This is a genomic window from Pseudoxanthomonas putridarboris (assembly GCF_038321125.1).
Classification (GTDB): Bacteria; Pseudomonadota; Gammaproteobacteria; order Xanthomonadales; family Xanthomonadaceae; genus Pseudoxanthomonas_A; species Pseudoxanthomonas_A putridarboris.
The window spans coordinates 181,276-204,854 of record NZ_JBBWWT010000003.1; the positions used below are offsets into that span (position 1 = coordinate 181,276).

The window sequence follows — 23,579 nt, forward strand, 5'->3', positions numbered from 1 at the left end:
ATGACCAAGAACGAACTTTTCGACCGGATCGTCGCGATCCTGCATGACAGCTTCGAGATCGAACCTTCCCGGATCACCCCGGAAGCGCGCCTGTACGACGACCTGGACATCGACAGCATCGACGCGGTGGACCTGATCGTGCAGCTCAAGCCGTTGCTGGGGCGCAACCTGCAGCCCGATGCCTTCAAGGCGGTGCGCACGGTGCAGGACATCGTGGATGTGCTGTACGGGCTGATCCGCGAAAAAGCCGCCTGAGCCGCACCGGAGCCTTGCCCTTGAACCGGGTGCGCGTGGCATTGTTCCTGGCGCTGTCGCTGGCGTATCCGCTGGCGGTGTACTGGGCGCTGGGACGTTTCGAGCCGCGTTGGCTGGCCCTGTTGCTGTTCGCCCTGGCGCTGCTGCGCGCGGTCGCCACGCGGCAGGCGGTGTGGCTGGCCGCCGCGGGCGGGGCCGGCCTGCTGGCGGCGCTGGCGACGGTCTTCAACGATGCGCTGCCCTTGAAACTGTACCCGGCGCTGGTGAACGCGGTGATGCTGGCGGTATTCGCCACCAGCCTGGTGTTCCCGCCGTCGGCCGTCGAACGCATCGCCCGGCTGAGCGATCCCGACCTGCCGCCGCGGGGCGTCGCCTATACGCGCCGCGTGACCCAGGTGTGGGTCGGTTTCTTCGTCGTGAACGGCGCCTTGGCGCTGGCCACCGCGCTGTGGGCGTCCGACCGCGTCTGGGCGCTGTACAACGGGTTGCTGGCCTACGTGCTGATCGGCCTGCTGTTCGGCGGCGAGTGGCTGGTGCGCCAGCGCGTGATGGCGGCGCACCGGCATGGCTGACTGGCTGGCGCTGGAAGAAGTCGCGGTGCGGCCGCATGCCGGCCGGCCCTTCGTGCTGGCCGACGGAGCGGCGCGCGACCATGCGGCTTTCCATGCGCGGACGCGCGGCTGGCATGCGGCGTTCGCCGCGCGTGCCGGCCAGGCGTGGGCGTTGTACTTCGACGATGCCGGCGAGTTCGCGGCCGCGCTGTATGGCGCCTGGCACGCGGGCAAGACCGTGGTGCTGGCCGGCGACGCCCTGCCGGGGACGCAGGCGCGATTGCAGGGGGAGGTCGCGGGCTTCGCCGGCGACTGGCCCGCTTCCGCGGAACCATTGTCGGCAGCCGGGGGCGAAGACGGCCTCGCCGCATGGCAGGCGCTGGATCCCGAAGCCACGCGCCTGGTGGTCCATACCTCGGGAAGCACCGGCGAACCGGCCGCGATCGGCAAGCGCCTTCGCCAACTGGCGAGCGAAGTGCGTGCGCTGGAATCCGCGCTGGGCGCGGGCCTGCGGGGCGCGGCCGTGCATGGGACCGTCTCGCACCAGCACATCTACGGATTGCTGTTCCGCGTGCTCTGGCCGCTGGCGGCCGGGCGCGCCATCGTCCCGCGCGCGTTCTTCCCCGAAGACCTGCTGGCCGCCATGGTCGACCACGATGTCGTGCTGGTGGCCAGCCCGGCGCACCTGAAACGCATGCCCTCGCAACTGGACTGGGCATCGCTGCATGGCCGGTTGCGCGCGGTGTTTTCCTCCGGTGGCGCCTTGCCTGCCGAAGCCGCGCTCGCTGCGGCGCGGTTGCTGGGCACGGCGCCGACGGAGATCCTGGGCAGCAGCGAGACCGGCGGCATCGCGTGGCGCCGCTGGGACAGCGAACAGCCCGCCTGGCGGCCGTTGCCCGGCGTCGATTGGCGGGTGCAGGAAGGTGCGCTGGAAGTGCGTTCGCCGCACCTGCCGCAACCGGAGTGGTGGCGCAGCCAGGATCGCGCCGAGGCGGACTGGCAGGGCGGTTTCCGCCTGCTGGGCCGTGCCGACCGGATCGTCAAGGTGGAGGAGCGACGCGTCTCGCTGGATGCGCTGGAACGCCAGTTGCAGTCGCATCCCGGCGTGCGCGAAGCCCGCGTGCTGCTGCTGGGCGGCGCGCGCACCACGCTGGCCGCGGTGGTCGTGCCCGAGGGCGACGCCCCGGACATGCACGATGCGCCGGGGCGCCGCGCACTGTCGCAAAAGCTGTCCGCGCACCTGGCCCGGCATCAGGATGCGGTGACCCGCCCGCGCCGCTGGCGCTTCGTGCCGGCCCTGCCGACCAATGCCCAGGGCAAGGTCACCGAAGCGGCGCTGACCGCCCTGTTCCGGCCCGAACGGCCCACGCCGCACTGGACCCGGCGTGGCCCCGCGCATGCTCATGCCGAACTGCGGCTGGACCCGGAACTGGCCGTGTTCGACGGCCATTTCCCGCAGGCGGCTATCCTGCCGGGCGTGGCGCAACTGGATTGGGCCATCCAGTTGGCGCGCGAGGCGTTCCCGCTGCCGCCGCGCTTCCTGCGCATGGAGGCGCTGAAATTCCAGCGTGTGGCAAGGCCCGGGGACCTGATCCAGCTGGACCTGGAATGGCAGGCGGAACGGCGGACCCTGTCGTTCCGCTATGTCTCCGTGCATGGGCCGCATGCGAGCGGACGCGTGGTGTTCGGCCATGACGACTGAAGCGGCTTCGCCGGACCCGTCCGCGACCTTCGTGCCCCTGGTGGTGATCCCGGTCTACGACCACGAGCGCGCCATCGGCGTCATGGTCGATGGCGTACTCGCCGGCGGCAACGAATGCCTGCTGGTGGACGATGGTTCGGGTGAAGCGTGCGCGCGGGTGCTGGACGAGCTGGCCGCGCGCCATGCGCCGCGCGTGCGGCTGTTGCGGTTGCCGGCCAACCAGGGCAAGGGCGCGGCGGTACTGGCGGGTTTCCGCGAAGCCGGGCGCTGGGGCGCTACCCATGTATTGCAGATCGACGCCGACGGCCAGCACGACCCGCGCGACATCCCGCGTTTCCTCGCGCTCGCGCGGCAGTTTCCCGACCAGGTGATCTGCGGCGTGCCGGAGTACGACGCCAGCGTGCCGAGGGGACGCCTGTACGGCCGCTACCTCACCCATGTGTGGGTGTGGATCAACACGCTGTCCTTCGCCATCCGCGACTCGATGTGCGGTTTCCGCGTCTATCCGCTGGCGCCGGTGCTGAAGCTGATGGACGAGGAGACCATCGGCCGGCGGATGGATTTCGACGTGGAGGTGCTGGTGCGGCTGTTCTGGCGCGGCATCGGCGTGCGGAACGTCGCCACGCGCGTGACCTATCCGCTGGACGGCGTGTCGCATTTCGATGTCTGGCGCGACAACGTGCGCATCAGCCGCATGCACACGCGGCTGTTCTTCGGCATGCTTTGGCGCCTGCCCCGGCTGCTTGCCGCGCGCCTGCGCGGGAAGGCCGCGCCATGAGCGGGGCCAGGGCGCGCCACTGGGCCGATATCGGCGAGTCCACCTCGGTGGGCGGCATCCTGCTGCTGTGCGCGGTGCATCGCTGGCTGGGGCGCTGGCCGTTCCGCATCTGCGCGTACCCGGTGGTGCTGTGCCACTGGCTGGCCAACGCCACCGCGCGCCAGGCCTCGCTGGAATACCTGCGGCGCCTGCAGGCGCACACCGGCGCGCTGGGCGCCGTGCCGGGCTGGCGGCACAGCCTGCGGCATTTCGCCATGTTCGCCGAGACGATGCTGGACAAGGTCCTGGCGCTGGGCCAACGCTACCCGGCCGCGCGCGTGCGGATGGAACGCCAGGATGTGCTGGCCCTGGTGCAGAGCGGGCAGGGCGGCCTGATCGTCACCGCGCACCTGGGCTGCCTGGAACTGTGCCAGGTGATGGCCGACCAGGTGCCGGGGTTCCGGCTGACCGCGCTGGTGCACACCGCGCATGCCGAGCGCTTCAACCGGCTGATCCGCCGGCTGGATGCCGGCAGCCGGGTGGAACTGCTGCAGGTCACCGACCTGGGCCCGGCCGACGCGGTGAAGCTGGCCGAGCGCGTGGCACGGGGGGAATTCGTCGCCATCGCCGGCGACCGCGTGCCGTTGCGTGGCGGCCGCAGCGTCGTGGCGCCGTTCCTGGGCCAAGACGCGCCGTTCCCGATCGGCGCCTATGTGCTGGGGGCGGCGCTGCGCTGTCAGGTGTTCACCATGGCCTGCACCCATCAAGGGCAGGGCTACGTTGTACGCTTCCAGCGTTTTGCCGAACGCATCGAGCTTCCGCGCGGTTCGCGCGATGCCGCGCTGACCGGCTACGCTGCACGCTACGCGCAATGGATGGAAGCGCAGGTCGCCCAGTCGCCGTACGACTGGTTCAATTTCTACCCTTTCTGGGATCAGGTCACGCATGACATCCGCCCCACATGACCCTGCCGCGCCGGTATTCGGCGATGCTCCCCTGCGCATCGAGGACGTGGTGGCGCTGTCGCGTCGCCAGGTTCCCGCGCGGCTGTCGCAGGACGCCGCCTTCCGCGCACGCATCGCCCGTGGCGCCGACTTCCTCGACCGTCTGCTGAAGGAGGAAGGCGTCATCTACGGGGTGACCACCGGCTACGGCGATTCCTGCACGGTGAACATCCCGCCGGCGCTGGTCGCCGAACTGCCGCAGCATCTCTACACCTACCACGGCTGCGGGCTGGGGCGGTTCCTGGACGAGGCCGAAACCCGCGCGGTGCTGGCCGCTCGGCTGGCGTCGCTGGTGCGCGGCATGTCCGGCGTCAGCCTGCCGTTGCTGGAGGGCCTGACCGCGTTGCTGCACCACGACGTGCTGCCGCTGATTCCCGCCGAAGGCTCGGTCGGGGCCAGCGGCGACCTGACGCCGCTGTCGTACGTGGCCGCCGCGCTGTGCGGCGAGCGCGAGGTGATGCACGGTGGCCGTCGCCGTCCGGCCGCCGAGGCGCTGGCCGAGATCGGGCTGGCGCCGCTGACGCTGCGGCCCAAGGAGGGCCTGGCGATCATGAACGGCACGGCGGTGATGACAGCGCTGGCCTGCCTGGCGTTCCAGCGCGCCGAATACCTGTCCCGCCTGGCCACGCGGCTGACCGCGTTCAACGTGCTGGCCAGCGCGGGCAATGCGCACCATTTCGATGCCGTGCTGTTCGCCGCCAAGCCGCATCCCGGCCAGTCGCGCGTGGCCCAGCGCCTGCGCGAGGACCTGCACAGCGACCGTCCGCCGCGCAACGAGCAGCGGTTGCAGGACCGCTATTCGCTGCGCTGCGCGCCGCACGTGATCGGCGTGCTGGAGGACGCGCTGCCGTTCTTCCGCCAGTTGATCGAGACCGAGCTCAACAGCGCCAACGACAACCCGCTGATCGACCCGGACCGCGAGCAGATCCTGCATGGCGGCCATTTCTACGGCGGCCACATCGCTTTCGCGATGGATGCGATGAAGAACGCCGTGGCCAATGTCGCCGACCTGCTGGACCGCCAGCTGGCGCTGCTGGTGGACGCCCGCTACAACCACGGCCTGCCGGCCAACCTGTCCGGCGCCACCGGCCCGCGCGCGGCCATCAACCATGGCCTGAAGGCGCTGCAGATCAGCGTGTCCGCATGGACCGCCGAGGCGTTGAAGCTGACCATGCCGGCCTCGGTGTTCTCGCGTTCCACCGAATGCCACAACCAGGACAAGGTCAGCATGGGCACCATCGCCGCGCGCGATTGCCTGCGCGTGATCGAGCTGACCGAACAGGTGGTGGCCGGCATGCTGATCGCCGCGCGCCAAGGGCTGGCGTTGCGCCAGCGGGCGGGCATGCCGTCGGAGCTGCGCGACGGCCCGGCGGCGATGTACGACGACCTGTGCCAGCGGATCGCGCTGATCGAGGAAGACCGGGCGCTGGACGGCGAACTGCGCCGGTTGCTGGCCGACATCCGCGAAGAGCGCTGGTCCGCTTATGCCGGCTGAGCCGATGCGCGACCTGTCGGCCGAAGTGGCGCTGAGCCCGGCGTTCCACGACTGCGATCCGATGCAGGTGGTCTGGCATGGGCATTATTTCAAGTACCTGGAGATCGCCCGCTGCGCGCTGTTGCAGCGGTTCGGCTACGACTACCCGCAGATGCAGGCGTCCGGCTACCTGTGGCCGGTCGTCGATGCGCGCATCAAGTACATCCGGCCGCTGCGGTACGCACAGCCGCTGAAGGTGGTCGCCCGCGTCGCCGAATGGGAGAACCGGCTCAGGATCGAGTACGAAGTGACGGATGCCGATACCGGCCAGGTCCTGACCCGCGCCCATACCATCCAGGTGGCGGTCGACGCCGCTTCAGGCGAGATGCTTTACCTCTGTCCGCCGGTGCTCTGGGAGAAACTGGGAGTGGAACGGCCATGATGTCTTTCGTTTCGTGCGCACCGCGCCTTGCGCGCGCCGCGCTGTTCGCCGGACTGCTGCTGACGGTCGGCCTGGCCGCCGCCCCGGCGGACGACGGGCTGGCGCGGGTGCAGCAGCGCGTGGCGCAGGTGCCGGTGCTGCGCGGCCAGTTCCAGCAGGAAAAGCAGGTGAGCGGCTTCAGGAACCCGTTGCGCTCGCAGGGTAGCTTCCTGCTGGCGCGCGAACAGGGCGTGGTCTGGACGACGCTGAAGCCGTTCCCCTCCGAACTGGTGCTGACCCGCGACCGCATCGTCAGCCGCCAGCGCGACGGCGGCACGCGGATCGAAGTCGATGGCCGGCAGCAGCCGGCGCTCCGCTCGGTCAACGCGATGATGTTCGCGCTGATGAGCGGCGATGTGAAGGCGCTGACCGGAACCTTCGACGTGGAGGTGGAATCGCCCGCCGACAGGACGTGGCGGATGTCGCTGACCCCGAAGTCGCGCGCGCTGGCGCAGGCCTTCACGTCGGTGCAGTTGCGCGGCGACCGCTACGTGCGCGAAGTCGAGATCACGGAGGCCAGCGGCGACCGCACGCACCTGGTGTTCAGCGAGCTGAGCGAAACGCCCGTGCGGCTGACCGCGGAAGAGGCGGCCCGGTTTGACTGATCCGCACGTGACAGGCGCGGGGGACCGGATGCTGCGCGGCTGGCGCTGGCTGGGGGCCGCGTGGCTGCTGGTCGTGCTGGCCGTGGCCTGGCACCAGTGGCAGTTCTGGCAGCAGCCGCGCGTGGACAGCGACGTGCTGGCGTTGCTGCCGCAGGAAGCGGGCGACCCGTTGCTGTCCGATGCCACCCGCCGCATCGCCGAGGCCAGCGCACGGCAGATCGTCGTGATGCTGGGCGCGCCGTCGGCGGAAGCCGCGCAGCGGGCGCAGGCGGCGTTCCGCGAGTACCTGGAGGCCAAGCAGGCCGGGGGAGAAGCGCTGCTGGTCGAAGGCGATTCGCCCGCGGACTGGTTCGCGCAGGCCCGTGATTTTTACGCGCCGTTCCGCGACCGCCTGCTGACGCCGGCACAGCGCGAGCAGCTCGCGCAGGCACCGACCGACGAGTTGGCCGAATCGGCGCTGGCGTCGCTGTACGGGCCGATGGGCGGGCCGCGCCTGACCGACTGGCGCAGCGACCCGCTCGGCTTGTGGCCGCAGTGGTGGCAGGCGCGGGCGAGCGGTGCCGGCCTGGCGCTGGGCGACGATGGCCTGTTGCAGGCGGAAGGACGGCATTGGGCGGTGTTGCAGTTCAGCACGCACGACTCGGCCTTCAAGCTGGATGGCGTGCGCCGTGTGCAGGACCTGCTGGACGGTGCGATGGAGGCGGCCGCGAAGGTGTCGCCCGATCTGCGTGCATTGAACGCGGGCGTGCCGCTGCATGCCGAAGCCGCGGCGGTGCAGGCCAACCGCGAAGTCAACACGATCGGCTGGGGATCGCTGGCGGCCGTGCTGCTGCTGGTCTGGCTGGCGTTCCGTTCGCTGCGCCCCTTGCTGCTGGTCGCGTTGTCGCTGCTGGTCGGCTGCGCGGTGGCCCTGACCGTCACCACGCTGGTGTTCGGCAAGGTGCACCTGCTTACCCTGATCTTCGGCGCCAGCCTGGTGGGCGTGGCCGAGGATTACGGCATCCACTGGTTCGCCTCGCGGCAGGCCGCCCCGCAGGACCGGCGCTGGTCGCTGTTGCGGCACTTGCTGCCCGGCCTGTGGCTGGCCCTGCTGACCAGCGCGCTGGCCTACCTCGCGCTGGGACTGGCGCCGTTCCCGGGGTTGCGGCAGATGGCGCTGTTCTCGGTGGTGGGGCTGACGGGCGCGTTCCTGACGGTGATCCTGGGATTCCCGTGGCTGGATGGCGGGCGCGTGCGCGAGACGCGTTTCTCGCATTGGCTGGGCGGTACGCTGGCACGCTGGCCCAGGCTGCGGCGTGGGCGCGCCACGTGGGTGTCCGCCGTGGTCCTGCTGGGCTTCAGCGTGCCCGGCCTGCTGCTGGTCCGCAGCAACGACGACCTGCGCAGCCTGCAGTCTTCGCCGCCCGCGCTGATCGAACAGCAACGCGAGGTCGGCCGCCTGCTCGGCATGCCCAGTCCCGCGCAGTTCTTCCTGGTGCAGGGACGCGATGCCGAACAGGTGCTGCAGCGCGAGGAAGCGCTGGTCGCGCGCCTGGGTGGGCTGGCGGCGCAGGATCGCATCGGCGGCTACCGCGCCATCAGCGACTGGTTGCCTTCCCGGCAGCGCCAGCAACAGGACGCGGCGCTCACCGCGCGCAGCGAGGAGGACGTGCTGCGACAGGTGGCGCAGGCGACCGGCGAACCCCTCGCGCGCACGGCGTTCGCCGCCGGCCCACTCGACATGGCGTCCTTCCTGGCATCGCCGGCGTCGCTGCCCTCGCGCCATCTGTGGCTCGGGACGATAGGGCAGGGACAGGCATCGGTGGTGATGGTGGATGACTTGTCGCGCGCGGATGCGATGGCGCTGCTGCCCGTGCAGGCGGAAGGGCTGGAGGGCGTGCGGTGGGTGGACCGCACCGCGGACATCTCCAGGCTGCTGGGACATTACCGCCGGATGATGACGGCGCTGCTGGGGGCTGGCGTGCTGCTGGTGTTCGGCGTGCTGTACGCGCGCTACCGTCGCGATGCCTGGCGCGTCATCGCGCCGACGCTGGTGGCCGGCGTGCTGACCGTGGCACTGCTGGGCTGGATGGGGCAACCGCTGCAACTGTTCAATGTCCTGGCGCTGATGCTGTTGCTGGGCATGGGCATCGACTACGGCATCTTCCTGGTCGAGCACCGCGGCGACCCGAGCGCCTGGCTGGCGGTCTGCGTGGGCGCGACCAGCACCTGGCTCGCGTTCGGGCTGCTGGGTCTTTCGGCCACGCCGGCGCTGCGCGGCTTCGGCCTGACCCTGCTGTTCGGCATCGGCCTGGTCTGGCTGATCTCTCCCCTGTTCCGGCCACCGCCGGATGCTCACCCTTCGGATGGAAACACCTCGGCATGAAGACGGAACGCACGGAAATCCTGATCATCGGCGCCGGCCCCGCAGGCTCGGTCGCCGCGGCGATGCTGCGCCAGCAGGGGCGCAAGGTGCTGATCGTGGAGCGCGAACAGTTCCCGCGCTTCTCCATCGGCGAAAGCCTGCTGCCGCAGAGCATGGAATACATCGAGGCCGCCGGCCTGCTGCGCGACGTGGTGGAGGCGGGCTTCCAGTACAAGAACGGCGCCGCCTTCGTGCGCGGCGAACGCGCCACCGAGTTCGATTTCCGCGACAAGTTCTCGGCAGGGTGGGGCACCACCTACCAGGTGCAGCGCGCCGACTTCGACCATGTGCTGGCGAAAGGTGCGGAGCGCATGGGCGCCGAAGTGCGCTACCGGCACGAGGTGCTGTCGGCCGAGCCCGGCGAAACGCCGCGCGTCGCCGTGCGTGCGCCGGACGGCGGGGAATACATGATCGAAGCGGATTTCATGCTCGACGCCAGCGGTTTCGGCCGCCTGCTGCCGCGCCTGCTGAAGCTGGAATCGCCGTCCAATTTCCCGGTGCGCGGCGCGATCTTCACCCACGTGCGCGACCACATCCCGGCCGACGCCGGGTTCGACCGCAACAAGATCCTGATCACCACCCATCCCGAACATGTCGATGTCTGGTACTGGACCATCCCGTTCTCCAACGGCTGCTGCTCGCTGGGCGTTGTGGCGGAGCAGGAGTTCCTGGATCGCTACCCGGGCACCGAACTGGAGCGCCTGCAGGCCATCGTCGGCGAGGATCCCAACCTGACGCGCCTGCTGAAGAACGCGGAGTGGGCCGTGCTGCCGGTGCGCCAGATCACCGGCTACTCGGCCAACGTGCGCGCGCTGTGGGGGCCGGGGTATGCGCTGCTGGGCAATGCGGGCGAATTCCTCGACCCGGTGTTTTCCTCGGGCGTCACCATCGCCTTCAAGTCCGCGCAGCTGGCCAGCGAGTGCCTGCGCCGCCATTACGCCGGCGAGAGCATGGACTGGGAGGCCGATTTCGCCGTGCCGCTGCGCGGCGGTGTGCAGACGTTCCGCCGCTTCGTCGAATCCTGGTATGCCGGCGGCTTCCAGCGGATCATTTTCCACCCCGATCCGCAGCCGGACATCCGCCGGATGATCTGCTCGATCCTGGCCGGCTACGCCTGGGACAAGAAGAACCCCTACGTGGCCGACACGCAGCGCCGTTTGCAGGTATTGGAGCAATTGTGCGCCGGCTGATCGCCATGCTGTCGTTGTGCCTGCTGCTGGCGGCGTGTCCGCAGAAGCGGCTGGTCGCGCCGCCGGCCGAACTGCCCGCGCTGCGCCTGTCGCCCGCCTCGCTGGGCCAGGAACTGGCGGTGCAGCAGCGCCTCGTGTTCCGCTACGGGCAGCACGAGCGCGAACTGGACGCCTTGCTGGAAGTCGATGCCGACGAAGTGCGGTTGCTGGTGCAGGCGATGGGGCAGTCGGGCGTCCGCTTGCAATGGGATGGCAGGGAGCTCATCCAGCAACGCGCACCCTGGCTGCCGGCCAGCGTGCGCGGCGAGCGCGTGCTGGACGATCTGCAGTTCAGCCTGTGGCCATTGGAATCGATCCGCGCGGTGTTGCCCGGCGACTGGCAGGTCGAGGAACGGGATGGCGTGCGCGAACTCCGGCACGGCGGGCGGGCCTGGCTGTCGCGGACACGCGTGGACGCGACCACGCTGCAGCTGCGCAATCATGCCGAAGGCTATGATCTGCGCATCGAATCGGTGGCCGGCGGAGACGGCAGCCCGTGAGCCGCGCGCCGATATTCCTGAACGAACTGGGCATCGTCTGCGCGCTGGGGCGCGGCCACGCCGCCGTGCGCGATGCCCTGTTCACCCACGATGCGCCGCGCGGCGTGATGGCCGATGCCGGTTTCATGCCGGGACGGACGCTGGCGCTGGGCGCGGTGAACGGCCCGCTGCCGTCGCTGGACGATCGCCCCGTCGAACTCCGTGGCCGCAACAACGCGCTGCTGCGCGATGCCTATGCGCAGATCCGCGGTGGCGTGCGGCAGGCCATCGACCGCTACGGTGCGGCGCGCGTGGCCGTGGTGGTGGGCACCAGCACGTCCGGCATCGGCGAGGCCGAGCAGGCGATGGCGCACCGGCACGCGCATGGCCAGTGGCCGGCCGGCTTCCATTACGTGCAGCAGGAAATCGGCGCGCCGGCGCGTTTCCTCGCCGCCGAGTCCGGCGCGCGCGGACCGGCATGGACCCTGTCCACCGCCTGTTCCTCCAGCGCCAAGGCACTGGCTTCGGCGGCGCGGCTGCTGCGGTCCGGCGCGGCGGATGCGGTGATCGCGGGCGGCGCCGACTCGCTGTGCCGCTTCACCGTGTCCGGGTTCATGGCGCTGGAATCGGTTTCGTCGGCGCGCTGCAATCCCTTTTCGCGCCACCGCAACGGCATCAACATCGGCGAGGGTGCGGCGCTGTTCCTGATGACGCGCGAACCCGGTCCGGTACGGCTGGCGGGCTGGGGCGAGACCTCCGATGCGCATCACGTGTCCGCGCCGGAGCCGCAGGGGCGGGGCGCGGTCGCCGCCATCGGCCAGGCCCTGCAACGCGCCGGGATACGGGCGGGCGACGTGGACTACATCAACCTGCACGGCACCGCCACGCCGCAGAACGATGCCATGGAAAGCCGCGCGGTGGCGGCGGCGATCGGCCACGAGGTGCCGGTCAGTTCCACCAAGCCATTGACCGGACATGCGCTGGGCGCGGCCGGCGCGATCGAGGCCGGCCTGTGCTGGCTGGCCATGGTGGACAACCCGCAGGCGCGATTGCCGCCCCAGTGGTGGGATGGCGAAGCCGATCCGGAACTGCCGCGCCTGGATTTCGTGGCGCCCGCCACGCGCGGCGCCCGGCCGCTGCGGCACGTGCTGAGCCACTCTTTCGCATTTGGCGGCAGCAATGCCGTGTTGTTGTTCGGAGCGGAGTGAATGGAAACGCTTTACGACATCGAGCGCGTGGTACCGCACCGGGGCACGATGCGGCTGATCGACCGGCTGCTGGCCTGGGGCGAGGATACCGTGGCGGTGGAACTGCGGGTGCCGCAGGAAGGCCCGTTCAGCCACGACGACGGGGTGCCCGCCTGGGTGGGCGTGGAGTACATGGCCCAGGCCATCGCGGCCTGGGCCGGCTGCCATGCGCGCCGCGCCGGGCGCGAACCCTCGGTGGGTTTCCTGCTGGGCACGCGCCGTTACGCGTGCAGCACGCCATACTTCCGTGCCGGGGCATTGCTGCGGGTGGAGGCGACCTGCGAGCTGTTGGGCGAGAATGGGCTGGGAATGTTCAGCTGCCGCATCCTGTGGGACGGCGAAGAACTGGCAACCGCCAACGTATCGGTGTTCGAGCCGCCGGATGCGATGGCTTATCTGGAGAACGTGCAGTAATGAGGGGAGATTCCACTGTCCTGGTGACCGGGGGGAGTCGGGGTATCGGCCGCGCCATCGCACTGCGCCTGGCGCAGGATGGCCTGGACGTCGTCGTGCACTGCCGCAGCCGCGTGGACGAAGCGCAGGCCGTGGCCGCGCAGATACAGGCGCTGGGCCGCGAGGCGCGCGTCCTGGCTTTCGACGTCGCCGACCGTGCCGCCGCCGCGCAGGCGCTGGAGGCGGACATCGCCGAGCACGGCGCCTACTACGGGGTGGTCTGCAACGCGGGCATCGCCCGCGACGCCGCATTCCCCGCGATGAGCGGCGAGGACTGGGACGCGGTGCTGGGCACCAACCTGGACGGCTTCTACAACGTGCTCAACCCGCTGGTCATGCCGCTGGTGCGGCGGCGCAAGCCTGGCCGCATCGTCACGCTTTCGTCGGTGTCCGGCCTGGTCGGCAACCGCGGGCAAGTGAACTACAGCGCGGCCAAGGCCGGCATCATCGGCGCCACCAAGGCGCTGGCGCTGGAACTGGCCAGCCGCGGCATCACCGTCAACTGCGTGGCGCCCGGCCTGATCGCCACCGACATGGTCGATGGCGAAATCATGGACGAAGCCCTGAAGATGATCCCGATGAAACGGATAGGACAACCCGAGGAAGTGGCCGCGGTGGTGGCGTTCCTGCTGTCGCCGCAGGCGTCGTACGTCACCCGCCAGGTGATCTCGGTCAACGGGGGGCTGGTCGGATGAGCCGCGACGACCGACGCGTGGTGGTGACGGGCGCCAGCACCATCAGTCCCCTGGGCAACGATTGGCCCAGCGTGCACTTGCGCCTGCGCGAATGCCGCAACGCCGTGCAGCAGATGCCCGAGTGGGGCAAGTACGAAGGCCTCAACACGCGCCTGGCCGCGCCCGCCTCGCCGTTCGAGCTGCCCGCGCACTACAACCGCAAGACCACCCGCAGCATGGGCCGCGTGGCGCTGATGTCGGTGCGCGCCTCCGAACTGGCGCTGGAACAGGCTGGCCTGCTGGGCGACCCGTTGCTGAAAAGCGGGCGGGTAGGGGTGTCGTACGGTTCGTCCGCCGGCAGCCACGAGGCGGTCGGCGATTTCGGCCGCATGCTCAACCACCACACCACCGAAGGCATCAACGCCACCACCTACCTGAAGATGATGAGCCACACCGCGCCGGTGAACATCGGCGTGTTCTTCGGCTTGACCGGGCGGGTCATCACCACCTCCAGCGCGTGCACGTCGGGCAGCCAGGGCGTGGGTTCGGCCTACGAAACGATCCGCAACGGCAAGCAGGTGGCGATGATCGCCGGCGGCGCGGAGCAGCTGGACGCCACCGCGGCGGCGGTGTTCGACACCCTGTTCGCCACCAGCGTGCGCAACGACGAACCGGCCAGCACGCCGCGCCCCTTCGATGCCGACCGCGATGGGCTGGTGCTGGGCGAGGGCGCCTGCACGCTGGTGCTGGAGGACATGGAACACGCCTTGGCGCGCGGCGCCGGCATCCTGGCCGAGGTCGTCGGTTACGGCACCAACAGCGACGGCCAGCACGTGACCCAGCCCAGCGCCGATACCATGGCGCAGGCGATGCGGCTGGCCCTGGAGGATGCCGGCCTGGCGCCGGACGCCATCGGCTACGTCAACGCGCACGGCACCGCCACCGACCATGGCGACATCGCCGAAACCGCCGCCACCGCCGCGGTGTTCGGCGCGCGCATGCCGATCAGTTCGTTGAAGAGCTACGTCGGGCACACGCTGGGCGCCTGCGGCGCGTACGAGGCCTGGATCTCCATCGAGATGATGCGCGAGGGCTGGTTCGCCCCCACGTTGAACCTGGACCAGCGCGACCCGCGCTGCGCCGACCTGGACTACATCACCGGCGAGGGCAGGGACCTCCGGACCGACTACGTGATGAGCAACAACTTCGCCTTTGGCGGCATCAATACCTCACTGATCTTCAAGCGCTGGTCCGCCTGACGATCGCCTCCGCAACCACCCAACAAGGAGCCTTCCCATGAAACGAATTCTCGCCGCCACCCTGCTGTCGCTGGCCGTGGCCGCGCCCCATGCCGTCGCCGCCGACACGCGGCTGGAATTGCCGCTGCAGGAACTGATCGATTCCCCGCAGGCCAAGGCCGCCGGCATCGACGGCAGCGTGCGCTTCTACCTAGCCGGGCAATCGCATCCCGCCGTGGCCTCGCGCATGGGCGAAGACGTCTCCAACAAGAAGACCAACGGCGTGGGCAAGTCCGACGTGGAGTCGTGCAACTGGGTCGCCCTGTCGGTGCTGAAGGCCTTCCAGGAGAAAGCCAAGTCGATGGGCGCCAACGCCGTCATCGACATCACCAGCTACTTCAAGAAGAACGAATTCCGCAGCGCGACGAACTACGAATGCCATGCGGGCAACATCATGAGCGGCGTGGCGTTGAAGGGCACCTACGCCAAGCTCAAGTGACTCCCCGGCGGCCGGCATGTCGCGCCGGCCGCCTCTTCGTCGCATCGTGCCGTGCTCATTCCCCGGCCAGCCGCACGCGCCGCAGGCGCAACGCGTTGCCGACCACCGAGGCCGAACTGAGGCTCATCGCCAGCGCCGCCAGCATGGGCGACAGCGACGGGCCGCCGAACAACGCCAGCACGCCCGCCGCCACCGGCACGCCCAGCGCGTTGTAGGCGAACGCGAAGCCCAGGTTCTGCCGCATGTTGCGGACGGTGGCTTCCGACAGCGCCTTGGCCCGCGCGATGCCGCGCAGGTCGCCCTTCACCAGCGTGACCTGCGCGCTGGACATGGCCACGTCGGTGCCGGTGCCCATCGCGATGCCCACGTCGGCGGCGGCCAGGGCGGGCGCATCGTTGATGCCATCGCCCGCCATCGCCACGTGCCGGCCCTCCGCCTTCAGTTTCGCCACCAGCGCGGCCTTGTCGGCGGGACGGACTTCGCCATGGACCTCGTCTATGCCGAGTTTGGCCGCCACCGCACGGGCGGTGCGCACGCCATCGCCGGTCGCCATGACGATGCGCATGCCGCTGTCGCGCAGGGCGCGCAAGGCGTCCGGGGTGCTGGCCTTGATCGGGTCGGCCACGGCGACGAGCCCGGCCGGTCGCCCGTCCACGGCCAGGAACATCGCGCTGGCGCCTTCCTCCCGCAACGCGTCGGCGGCGGATTGCAGGGGAGCGGTGTCCACGCCTTCCTCCCGCATCAGCACCGTGTTGCCCAGCGCCAAGCGCAGGCCCTCGACGCTTCCGCGGACCCCGATGCCGCTGGTGGACTCGAACCCCTCGGCGGAGGACAGCGCCAGCTCGCGCCGGCGGGCTTCCTGCACGATGGCGTGCGCCAGCGGGTGCTCGCTGCCGGCATCCAGGCTGGCGGCCAGGCGCAGCACGCCGGTTTCGTCGAACGGCGCCACGGCCTGCACGGCGCGGAACGCGGGCCGGCCTTCGGTCAGCGTGCCGGTCTTGTCCACGATCAGGGTATCGACCTTGCGCAGCGTCTCGATGGCCTCCGCGTCGCGGAACAGCACGCCGGCCTGCGCGGCGCGGCCGCTGGCCACCATCACCGACATGGGCGTGGCCAGGCCCAGCGCGCACGGGCAGGCGATGATCAGCACCGACACCGCATTGAGCACGGCATGGGTCCATGACGGTTGCGGGCCGAACAGTCCCCAGCCCAGCAGCGTCAGCAGCGCCGCGGCCAGCACCGCCAGCACGAACCAGAACGACACCCGGTCGGCCATGCGCTGCATCGGCGCGCGCGTGCGTTGCGCCTGGGCGACCAACTGCACGATCTGCGCCAGCACGCTGTCGCTGCCCACTTTCTCGGCGCGGATCACCAGGCTGCCGGCGCCGTTGAGCGTCGCGCCGATCACGTGTTCGCCGGGCGTGCGTTCGACCGGCAGCGGTTCGCCGGTCAGCATCGATTCGTCGACGTGCGAGCGACCTTCCAGCACCACGCCGTCCACCGGCACTTTCTCGCCGGGGCGCACGCGCAGGCGGTCGCCGACGTGCACGTGGGTCAGTTCGATGTCTTCCTCTTCGCCATCGTCGCGAAGCCGGCGCGCCGTCCTGGGCGCCAGGCCAAGCAGCGAGCGGATCGCCGCCGAGGTACGCGAACGCGCCTTCAGTTCCAGCAACTGGCCCAGCAGGGTCAGCGAGACGATCACCGCGGCGGCTTCGAAGTACACGCCCACGCGGCCATGTTCATGGAAGGAAGGCGGGAACACCTGCGGTGCCAGTACCGCCACCACGCTGTAGCCGTAGGCCGCGGCCACGCCGGTGCCGATCAGCGTCCACATGTTGGGGCTGCGCTGGCGGATGGATTGCGCCCAGCGCACGAAGAACGGCCACGCCGCCCACAGCACGACCGGCGTGCTCAAGGCGAATTCCAGCCAGGTGCGCAGGCCTGGCGACAGCGTGTGGAAGTACATGCCGCCCATCGCCAGCGCCAGCGTGGCCACGCTGAGCGGCAGCGTCCACCAGAAGCGGCGGCGGAAATCGGTCAGCTCCGGATTCTCTTCCTCTTCCAGCGTGGGTAGCATCGGTTCCAGCGCCATGCCGCAAAGTGGGCAGGTGCCGGGCGCGTCGCGGACGATCTGCGGATGCATGGGGCAGGTGTACCGTGTGCCGGGCGTGGCCGCCTCGCTCGTTGTCGCCACGCCGGGTTCGGGTCGCAGGTATTTTTCCGGGTCGGCGATGAACGTGTCGCGGCAGTGGGCCGAGCAGAAGTGATGGGCGCGTCCGCCATGCTCGGCGCGGTACGGCGTGCGCGCCGGATCGACGGACATGCCGCAGACCGGGTCGATGGCTTCGCCGGCGGCATCGTGAGCGCCGTGGTGCGCGTGGTCGTGGCCGGGTGGGTTCATGCCGGTTCCCCGGCCAGTGCGTTGAGGATGGGGCACTGCGCCAGCGCGCCATGCCCCGGGCAGGCATCGACCAGGTCGCGCAGCGCATCGCGCATGCGGGCCAGTTCCTGCAGGCGCTGTTCGACCACCGCCAGCTTGGTCGAGGCCGCGCTCTTCATGGCCGCCATGTCGCCGTCGCGGCCATCGCTCAGCGCCAGCAGTTCGCGGATGTCGTCCAGGGCGAACCCCAGGGTCTTGGCGCGGCGGATGAAATGCAGGCGCACCACGTCGCCGCTTTCGTAGCGCCGGTAACCGCTGGGGCTACGCTGCGGTTCCGGCAGCAGTCGCTGGCGTTCGTAGTAGCGGATGGTGTCGATGGCGACGCCGGCCTGGCGCGCGAGCTGTCCGATGTTCATGGCGTGCCCGTGGGGGAGGGGATGCGGGCATTCTGCACCCTTGACCCAGGTCCAGGGTCAAGGGTTCATCGAGTCATCCCCATGTCCGCCATGGAGCCGGGTTGGTCCGGATCCATGGCGGGCGGTCGACAGCCTTGTCCTGCTCAGAACCACAGCCGGACGCCGGCGACCACGCGGGTGTCGCGGATCCGCTCACCCTCCGCGCGCCGGTAGTCGGCGGTGTCGCCGAAACTGCGCTCGTGCACCACGCCCACGTAGGGCGCGAAGCGGCGGGTGATCTCGTAGCGCAGGCGCAGGCCGGCCTCCACTTTGTTCAAGCCGCTGCCGGTGCCGTGCTCCGGTTCGTCCCTGGTGGAGAAGTCCGCCTCGACCAGCGGCTGCAGGATCAGGCGATTGGTGATGCGCAGCGTGTACTCGGCTTCCACGTTCGCGGCCACCTGGCCGGATTCGCCGACATAGACCGTGGCCTCGATCTCGAACCGGTACGGCGCCATGCCCTGCACGCCGAAGGCCGCCCAGCTGCGCGCGTCGCCCGGCTTGAAATCGTGCTTGATGCCGGCCACCACGTCCCACCAGGGCGACACGCTGCGGCCATACAGTACCTCGACGTCGGCGCTCTCGGTGCGTCCGCCCGCGCGTTCGCCCTCGCTGCGCAGCCACAGGCGGTCGGTATCGGTGCCGATCCACGCGATACCTTCCCAGGCCTGGCCGGTGCCGTGGTCGCCATCCCAGGTTTCCAGGCGGTTGAAGGTCGCCTTGTAGTTCACCGCCGACGCATGCTGCATGGCGTGGTGGTCGACCGCCGGGAACGCGGCCGCGAGGTCGTCCTGCGTGACCGGCGGAATCGGTTCGCGCGGTGCATCGCTGGAAGCCGCATGCGCATCGCCATGGCCCATGGCGGCATGGTCGATCCCGTCTTCCTGTCCGCTCGCGCCGTGCCGCGAGTGATCCATCGTGGCATAGTCCACCTTGTCCTTGGCGGGCACGGGCGCGTGTCCTTCGTGCTGCGCCCAGGCCGGCGCCGTGACACTCAATATCAACCACAGCGCCGCGGAAAGACGGTGCGGGGGAGGGGAGAAGGGCGTCTTCATGCCTCGATCCTCACTTCCCGCATCATCCCGGCTTCCATGTGGTAGAGCAGGTGGCAATGGAACGCCCAGCGGCCCAGCGCGTCGGCGCGCACCCGGTAGCTGCGGCGCGTGCCGGGCGGCATGTCGATGGTGTGCTTGCGCAGGTGGAACTCGCCCCCGGCGTTCTCCAGGTCGCTCCACACCCCGTGCAGGTGGATGGGGTGCTGCATCATGGTGTCGTTGACCAGCACGATGCGCATGCGCTCGCCGTAGTTCAGCCGCAGCGGTTCGGCGCCGGCGAACGGGATACCGTCGAACGACCAGGCGAACTTCTCCATGTGGCCGGTCAGGTGCAGTTCCACGGTGCGTCCGGGGTCGCGCCCGTCGGGGTCATCGAACAGGCTGCGCATGTCGCCGTAGGCCAGTACCTTGCGGCCGTTGTCGCGCAGGCCGATGCCCGGATCGTCCAGCTTCGGCTCGGTGGCCGAGGACTGCATGTCGACCAGCGGGTTGCCGGTTTCACTGGGCGGGTGCTTCGGCGCCGTGTCGCCACCGCCGTGCGTGCCGTGCCCGCCCTGGCCCATGTTGGCGCCGCAACCGCCTTCGCCCATCGTCGCGCCACAGCCGCCTTCCATGCCCTTGTGGGCGCCATGGCCGTCCATGTCATGGCCCATGTCGCTCATCGTCAGCAGCGGGCGCGGATCGCGCGCGGGCACCGGCGCTTCCAGCCCGTCGCGTACCGCCAGCGTGCCGCGCGCATGGCCGGTACGGCCCATGTCCTGGGCGAAGATCGCGAAGGCGTCCTGGCCCGTCGGCTCGACGATCACGTCGAAGGTTTCCGCCACCGCAATGCGGAACTCGTCCACGCTCACGGGATGGATGTACTGCCCGTCGGCGGCCACCACGGTCATCTTCAGCCCCGGGATGTGCACGTCGAAGTAGGTCATCGCACTGCCGTTGATGAAGCGCAGCAACACTTTCTCGCCCGGGCGGAACAGCCCGGTCCAGTTGCCGGCCGGCGCGGTGCCGTTCAGCAGGTAGGTGTAGGTGTGCGCGTTGATGTCGGAGATGTCGGTGGGCGTCATCCGCATCCGCCCCCACATGCCGCGGTCCTCGATGGTCTCCGCCAGTCCGTCGCGTCGCGCGTCGCGCACGAAGTCCGCCAGCGTGCGCTGGTAGTAGTTGTCGTGCTCCGGCATCTTCTTCATGCGGCGGAACAGGGCGGCCGGGTCCAGGTCGGTCCAGTCCGACAGCAGCACCACGTGCTCGCGGTCGAACGCATATGGCGTCGGCGCGAGCGGATCGACGATCAGCGCGCCGTACAACCCGGCCTGTTCCTGGAACATCGAATGGCTGTGGTACCAGTAGGTGCCGGACTGCTTCAGCTGGAAGCGGTACTGGAAGGTTTCGCCGGGCGCGATGCCGTTGAAGCTCAGTCCAGGCACACCGTCCATGTTCGATGGCAGCAGGATGCCGTGCCAGTGCAGGGAGCTGGTCTGGCGCAGGCGGTTGGCGACGCGCACGGTAACGGTGTCGCCTTCGCGCCAGCGCAGCGTGGGCGCGGGCAGGGTGCCGTTGACGGTGATGGCCGGACGCTCGCGGCCGGTGAAGTTGACCGGCGAGACGCCGATGGAAAGATCGAACTCGGTCCCGGTCAACAGCGCCGCGCCACGTCGCGCCGGGGTACCGGCGGAAGCGGGCATGCGCAGCAATCCCAGGCCCAATGCCAGGCCGCCGGTCGCCAATCCGGTCACGAACCGGCGACGCGAAGCTTTCAACGCACCCACGCCACCGCGGGTGGAATCATCGTGTTTCATCAGTGGTTTCCATGGTCCTGTCAGGCGACTCGTCGCACGCCGTGAGGAACGGCGCTGTCGTCCAGGTCGCGATAAGGACCGGCGCGTCGCACAGGATCGCGCGTCCGCCGGCCCGCTTCATGCACCGCGCTTGCGCGGTTCAGGCCAGGAAGATGGGAGGTCGATGCCGGTGCGTGAGCAGTGCCGACGCGTGGGCGGACGCACGGTACGACGGCGCGCTGGAAGGGACGGGCCGCATCGGTGCGATCAGTGCAGGCCAGGGCAGCGCCGGTGCATGCTGCATGCAGGGGCCATCGCAGCTGTCGGACGTGCAGCAATCGGACATGGCGGGCGCATCGTCGGAGACCGTGGCCTCCGGCGGCGCGTGCTCCATCGCCATCGTGGCATCGCCATGGCATGGCGGCTTTGTCTCCACAGGCGTCGAGTCCGCCAGCGTGCCCATCGCCATCCGCGTGGCGGCATGCGCATAGCCGGTCCCGTTCAGCAACAGGGCCAGGCAGAGCAGGGCACGGAGCAGGGCGGCGGCGCGGGACATGCGCACATCATACGCCAGCATGCGCGCGAGACGCCTGAGCACCTGCCCTGTCCCGGCGTGAGCGTGCCGGTGCATACGCGTGCGGATGGCGTGGCTGCCGCGTCGAACGGCCACGCAGGGTGACGGACGCGATATGCTTGCGACCAGTTTTTCGGTCTGAACAGCACAGGATCCGCATGGCAGGCACGGTGATGATGAGCAAGGTGCCCGCAGGCGATCCGCAGCGCGATTCCGTACCCCATGCGCAGGCATCGTCGCCGGCCGCACGCACCATCGTGGCCGATGTGGGTGGCACGTATGCACGACTGGCCTGGACGCAAGGCGGCGACGCGCCGCAGCAGGTTCACGACTTCCGCCGTTACGTCTGCGCTGAACACGGCGACCTGGCCGCTATCCTGCGCGATTACGCCGCCGGCAACCCCTACCGTGGCGCGGTGGTCGCCATTGCGGGCGTGCTGGAGGGCGACCGCCTGATCAATTCCAACCTGCCGTGGGCGGTATCGGTCGAACAGACGCGCCAGGCTTCCGGGCTGGAGTGGGTCAAGCTGATCAACGATTTCGAGGCGGTGGCCAATGCCACGCCGTCGCTGGAGCGCGACACGCTGTCGCCATTGACCAAGGTAGTGGATGCCAGCGCCGCATCGCCGGCACTGGTCGTCGGCCCGGGTACCGGTTTGGGCGCGGCCTTATGGATGGAGGGTCAACCGCCGCGCGTATTGGCCACGGAGGTCGGCCAGGCCGCGCTGGCAGCAGGCAACGACCTGGAAATGGACATCCTGCGCCGCCTGCTGCGCGACCGTCCGCACGTCAACAACGAACACGTGCTGTCCGGCCCGGGCCTGATGAACCTGTACCGCTGCCTGTGCGATCTGCGCGGCGGCACGGCGCTCCATGCCGATGCCGGCAACCTGGTGGCCGCCGCCGAGGCCGGCGATGCGCTGGCGCGGGAAACGCTGCAGGTGTTCTGCGGCTGGCTGGGCAGCCTGGTCGGCGACCTGGCCATCATCTTCGGCGCCAAGGTCGTGTACCTGGCCGGCGGCGTGACCGCACATATCCCGCGGTTCCTGCACGACGGCCATTTCCTGCAGCGTTACCTCAACAAGGGCGTGATGTCCGAGCGACTGGAACAGGTACCCGTGTGGCGGGTGGAGCACGGCCAGCTGGGGTTGCTGGGAGCGGCGGAGTGGTTTCGGCGGAATGGAAGCGGTCTGTAAAGCCAGCGGCTCCGTCTTTATTTTACATAATAGGCATTGTTCGGCGGGCGCAGCCGAGGAAACGCCGTAAGACATTGCTTTTTCTGGTGTGCCGGCCACTCCAATTGCGCATAACAACATCGCGGCTGATGCCGCTAGGCGCTTCCAAAATGCCCGTTCTGGGGATGTCAGGGCGGCTGCTTTCATGATGTCGATTGCTGCCTTTTCCGGCGTTGGGTGGCCTTGCACTTTCAGTGCTTCAGCTACCACCCACACCTGTGGCACGCGTTTTCCCGTCCGATAGTGCGAGATCGCGCCGTCGGATATTCCTAGCATCGGTGCCAGCTGCGACCAGTTTTCTGCGGTCGAGGCTGCCAGTGTCCGATTGAAAAATTCGTCCCAGTTCATGCCTTGCTCCGGTCGATGGCTACGGCCGTAGGCTACAGGTGTTGACGGCTACGGGTGTAGCCGTGTAGTGTCCCGCCCATTGGCTACACCCGTAGCCGATACCCCGCTCCCGGTCGCCCTAGGCCGGGCAAGCGGGGGACTAGGGCGCTAGGGCAGGGGACAACCTCATGGGAATTGCAGCTTTCCTCTTGGGCGTATGCCTACTGGCGTTGACGCTGGGCATCGTTCGCATTTGGCAAGCCGGCGTCGAATACGGTGATCGCCGCCGCCTCCAAGAATTCCGCGCGCACGCGCTGGTTGCCGATGAGTTGCACCGCCGCCGTATCGAGCGCAAGGCGGTGCGGTCGTGAACGCCCCCGTCAAGCCCGTGGATGTAGTGGCGGTCGTCTCGGACGCCATGGTTGAGGCAGCCTGCCGTGCTATGTGGGCGTCCTGGGGTCGCATGCGCCCTGATCATGAGCGGAAGCATCGAGCCGATATGCGCCGCGCCCTGACTGCCGCCCTCGTCGCCCTCGCCGCCGTAACCGGGGGTGCGCCATGACGCACCTAGTTCACTTGCTGCGTCGCGTCGAGTGCTGGCTGTTCGGCCATCTTCCATGTCCGTGCTGCGGTGATTGTCAGTTCTGCGGCGCTGATCTCCGAGAGGGGAGGGCGCCATGATCGGCTGGATCGTCGGACTGGTGATGCTGTGCATCTTTCAGTTCATCG

The 23,579-nt window shown here is 69.4% G+C and carries 23 protein-coding genes and 1 pseudogene; 18 read left to right on the top strand and 6 right to left on the bottom strand.

Features of this window, described 5'->3' with window-relative positions:
• From AAD027_RS08330 to AAD027_RS08405, 16 genes are read left to right on the top strand one after another with little or no spacing between them, the layout of a single operon-like run.
• Window positions 1-255: an acyl carrier protein gene (locus tag AAD027_RS08330; RefSeq protein WP_341725557.1), complete on the top strand. Its 255-nt coding sequence runs from the start codon at window positions 1-3 to the stop codon at window positions 253-255.
• 29 nt (window positions 256-284) lie between these two features.
• Window positions 285-827 (top strand): COG4648 family protein, encoded by a 543-nt coding sequence (locus AAD027_RS08335; protein ID WP_341725869.1) that lies wholly within the window; start codon window positions 285-287, stop codon window positions 825-827.
• On the top strand, window positions 820-2,508 hold the full coding sequence (locus AAD027_RS08340; protein ID WP_341725558.1) for an ApeI family dehydratase: 1,689 nt from the start codon (window positions 820-822) through the stop codon (window positions 2,506-2,508). The genes AAD027_RS08335 and AAD027_RS08340 overlap by 8 nt, the downstream gene beginning before the upstream one ends.
• Window positions 2,498-3,286, top strand: coding sequence for a glycosyltransferase family 2 protein (locus AAD027_RS08345; protein WP_341725559.1), 789 nt, complete (start codon window positions 2,498-2,500; stop codon window positions 3,284-3,286). The genes AAD027_RS08340 and AAD027_RS08345 overlap by 11 nt, the downstream gene beginning before the upstream one ends.
• A complete protein-coding gene (locus AAD027_RS08350) occupies window positions 3,283-4,230 on the top strand; it encodes a lysophospholipid acyltransferase family protein (RefSeq protein WP_341725560.1) in 948 nt (315 codons plus the stop codon). Before AAD027_RS08345 ends, AAD027_RS08350 begins: the two co-directional genes overlap by 4 nt.
• Complete coding sequence (locus AAD027_RS08355; RefSeq protein ID WP_341725561.1) at window positions 4,211-5,764, top strand: HAL/PAL/TAL family ammonia-lyase; 1,554 nt, start codon at window positions 4,211-4,213, stop codon at window positions 5,762-5,764. The genes AAD027_RS08350 and AAD027_RS08355 overlap by 20 nt, the downstream gene beginning before the upstream one ends.
• A 4-nt stretch (window positions 5,765-5,768) precedes the next feature.
• Complete coding sequence (locus tag AAD027_RS08360; protein WP_341725562.1) at window positions 5,769-6,185, top strand: acyl-CoA thioesterase; 417 nt, start codon at window positions 5,769-5,771, stop codon at window positions 6,183-6,185.
• Window positions 6,182-6,829 (top strand): LolA family protein, encoded by a 648-nt coding sequence (locus tag AAD027_RS08365; protein ID WP_341725563.1) that lies wholly within the window; start codon window positions 6,182-6,184, stop codon window positions 6,827-6,829. Before AAD027_RS08360 ends, AAD027_RS08365 begins: the two co-directional genes overlap by 4 nt.
• Before the next feature lie 28 nt (window positions 6,830-6,857).
• Complete coding sequence (locus AAD027_RS08370) at window positions 6,858-9,194, top strand: MMPL family transporter (protein WP_425605428.1); 2,337 nt, start codon at window positions 6,858-6,860, stop codon at window positions 9,192-9,194.
• The gene (locus AAD027_RS08375) at window positions 9,191-10,423 is read left to right on the top strand and encodes an NAD(P)/FAD-dependent oxidoreductase (protein WP_341725565.1); all 1,233 of its coding nucleotides are present in this window, start codon (window positions 9,191-9,193) and stop codon (window positions 10,421-10,423) included. The genes AAD027_RS08370 and AAD027_RS08375 overlap by 4 nt, the downstream gene beginning before the upstream one ends.
• Window positions 10,411-10,962 (top strand): DUF3261 domain-containing protein, encoded by a 552-nt coding sequence (locus AAD027_RS08380; RefSeq protein WP_341725566.1) that lies wholly within the window; start codon window positions 10,411-10,413, stop codon window positions 10,960-10,962. Before AAD027_RS08375 ends, AAD027_RS08380 begins: the two co-directional genes overlap by 13 nt.
• On the top strand, window positions 10,959-12,149 hold the full coding sequence (locus AAD027_RS08385) for a beta-ketoacyl-ACP synthase (RefSeq protein ID WP_341725567.1): 1,191 nt from the start codon (window positions 10,959-10,961) through the stop codon (window positions 12,147-12,149). The genes AAD027_RS08380 and AAD027_RS08385 overlap by 4 nt, the downstream gene beginning before the upstream one ends.
• Complete coding sequence (locus tag AAD027_RS08390; protein WP_341725568.1) at window positions 12,150-12,602, top strand: hotdog family protein; 453 nt, start codon at window positions 12,150-12,152, stop codon at window positions 12,600-12,602.
• A complete protein-coding gene (fabG, locus tag AAD027_RS08395; RefSeq protein WP_341725569.1) occupies window positions 12,602-13,336 on the top strand; it encodes a 3-oxoacyl-ACP reductase FabG in 735 nt (244 codons plus the stop codon). The genes AAD027_RS08390 and fabG overlap by 1 nt, the downstream gene beginning before the upstream one ends.
• Complete coding sequence (locus AAD027_RS08400; protein ID WP_341725570.1) at window positions 13,333-14,574, top strand: beta-ketoacyl-ACP synthase; 1,242 nt, start codon at window positions 13,333-13,335, stop codon at window positions 14,572-14,574. The genes fabG and AAD027_RS08400 overlap by 4 nt, the downstream gene beginning before the upstream one ends.
• 37 nt (window positions 14,575-14,611) lie before the next feature.
• Window positions 14,612-15,052 carry an excinuclease ATPase subunit gene (locus tag AAD027_RS08405; protein ID WP_341725571.1) on the top strand — a complete coding sequence of 147 codons (441 nt, stop codon included), beginning with the start codon at window positions 14,612-14,614 and terminating at the stop codon, window positions 15,050-15,052.
• A gap of 55 nt (window positions 15,053-15,107) precedes the next feature.
• Here AAD027_RS08405 and AAD027_RS08410 read toward each other — a convergent pair whose 3' ends face one another.
• From AAD027_RS08410 to AAD027_RS08430, 5 genes are all read right to left on the bottom strand, one after another.
• The gene (locus AAD027_RS08410) at window positions 15,108-17,453 is read right to left on the bottom strand and encodes a heavy metal translocating P-type ATPase (protein ID WP_341725572.1); all 2,346 of its coding nucleotides are present in this window, start codon (window positions 17,451-17,453) and stop codon (window positions 15,108-15,110) included.
• The gene (locus tag AAD027_RS08415) at window positions 17,450-17,848 is read right to left on the bottom strand and encodes a MerR family DNA-binding protein (protein ID WP_341725573.1); all 399 of its coding nucleotides are present in this window, start codon (window positions 17,846-17,848) and stop codon (window positions 17,450-17,452) included. The genes AAD027_RS08410 and AAD027_RS08415 overlap by 4 nt, the downstream gene beginning before the upstream one ends.
• Before the next feature lie 143 nt (window positions 17,849-17,991).
• The gene (locus tag AAD027_RS08420) at window positions 17,992-18,939 is read right to left on the bottom strand and encodes a copper resistance protein B (protein ID WP_341725574.1); all 948 of its coding nucleotides are present in this window, start codon (window positions 18,937-18,939) and stop codon (window positions 17,992-17,994) included.
• On the bottom strand, window positions 18,936-20,735 hold the full coding sequence (locus AAD027_RS08425) for a copper resistance system multicopper oxidase (RefSeq protein ID WP_341725575.1): 1,800 nt from the start codon (window positions 20,733-20,735) through the stop codon (window positions 18,936-18,938). The genes AAD027_RS08420 and AAD027_RS08425 overlap by 4 nt, the downstream gene beginning before the upstream one ends.
• Before the next feature lie 139 nt (window positions 20,736-20,874).
• Complete coding sequence (locus tag AAD027_RS08430) at window positions 20,875-21,270, bottom strand: CopL family metal-binding regulatory protein (RefSeq protein WP_341725576.1); 396 nt, start codon at window positions 21,268-21,270, stop codon at window positions 20,875-20,877.
• A gap of 176 nt (window positions 21,271-21,446) precedes the next feature.
• Here AAD027_RS08430 and AAD027_RS08435 point away from each other — a divergent pair, with 176 nt between their 5' ends.
• Window positions 21,447-22,484, top strand: coding sequence for a glucokinase (locus tag AAD027_RS08435; RefSeq protein ID WP_341725577.1), 1,038 nt, complete (start codon window positions 21,447-21,449; stop codon window positions 22,482-22,484).
• A gap of 81 nt (window positions 22,485-22,565) precedes the next feature.
• On the opposite strand, the pseudogene AAD027_RS19045 reads toward AAD027_RS08435, so the two are convergent.
• Window positions 22,566-22,871 (bottom strand): annotated as a pseudogene (locus tag AAD027_RS19045) (helix-turn-helix domain-containing protein); the annotation flags it as partial.
• 209 nt (window positions 22,872-23,080) lie between these two features.
• Between AAD027_RS19045 and AAD027_RS08440 the strand changes: the two are divergent.
• On the top strand, window positions 23,081-23,221 hold the full coding sequence (locus AAD027_RS08440) for a hypothetical protein (protein WP_341725578.1): 141 nt from the start codon (window positions 23,081-23,083) through the stop codon (window positions 23,219-23,221).
• The last annotated feature ends 358 nt before the right edge of the window (window positions 23,222-23,579 follow it).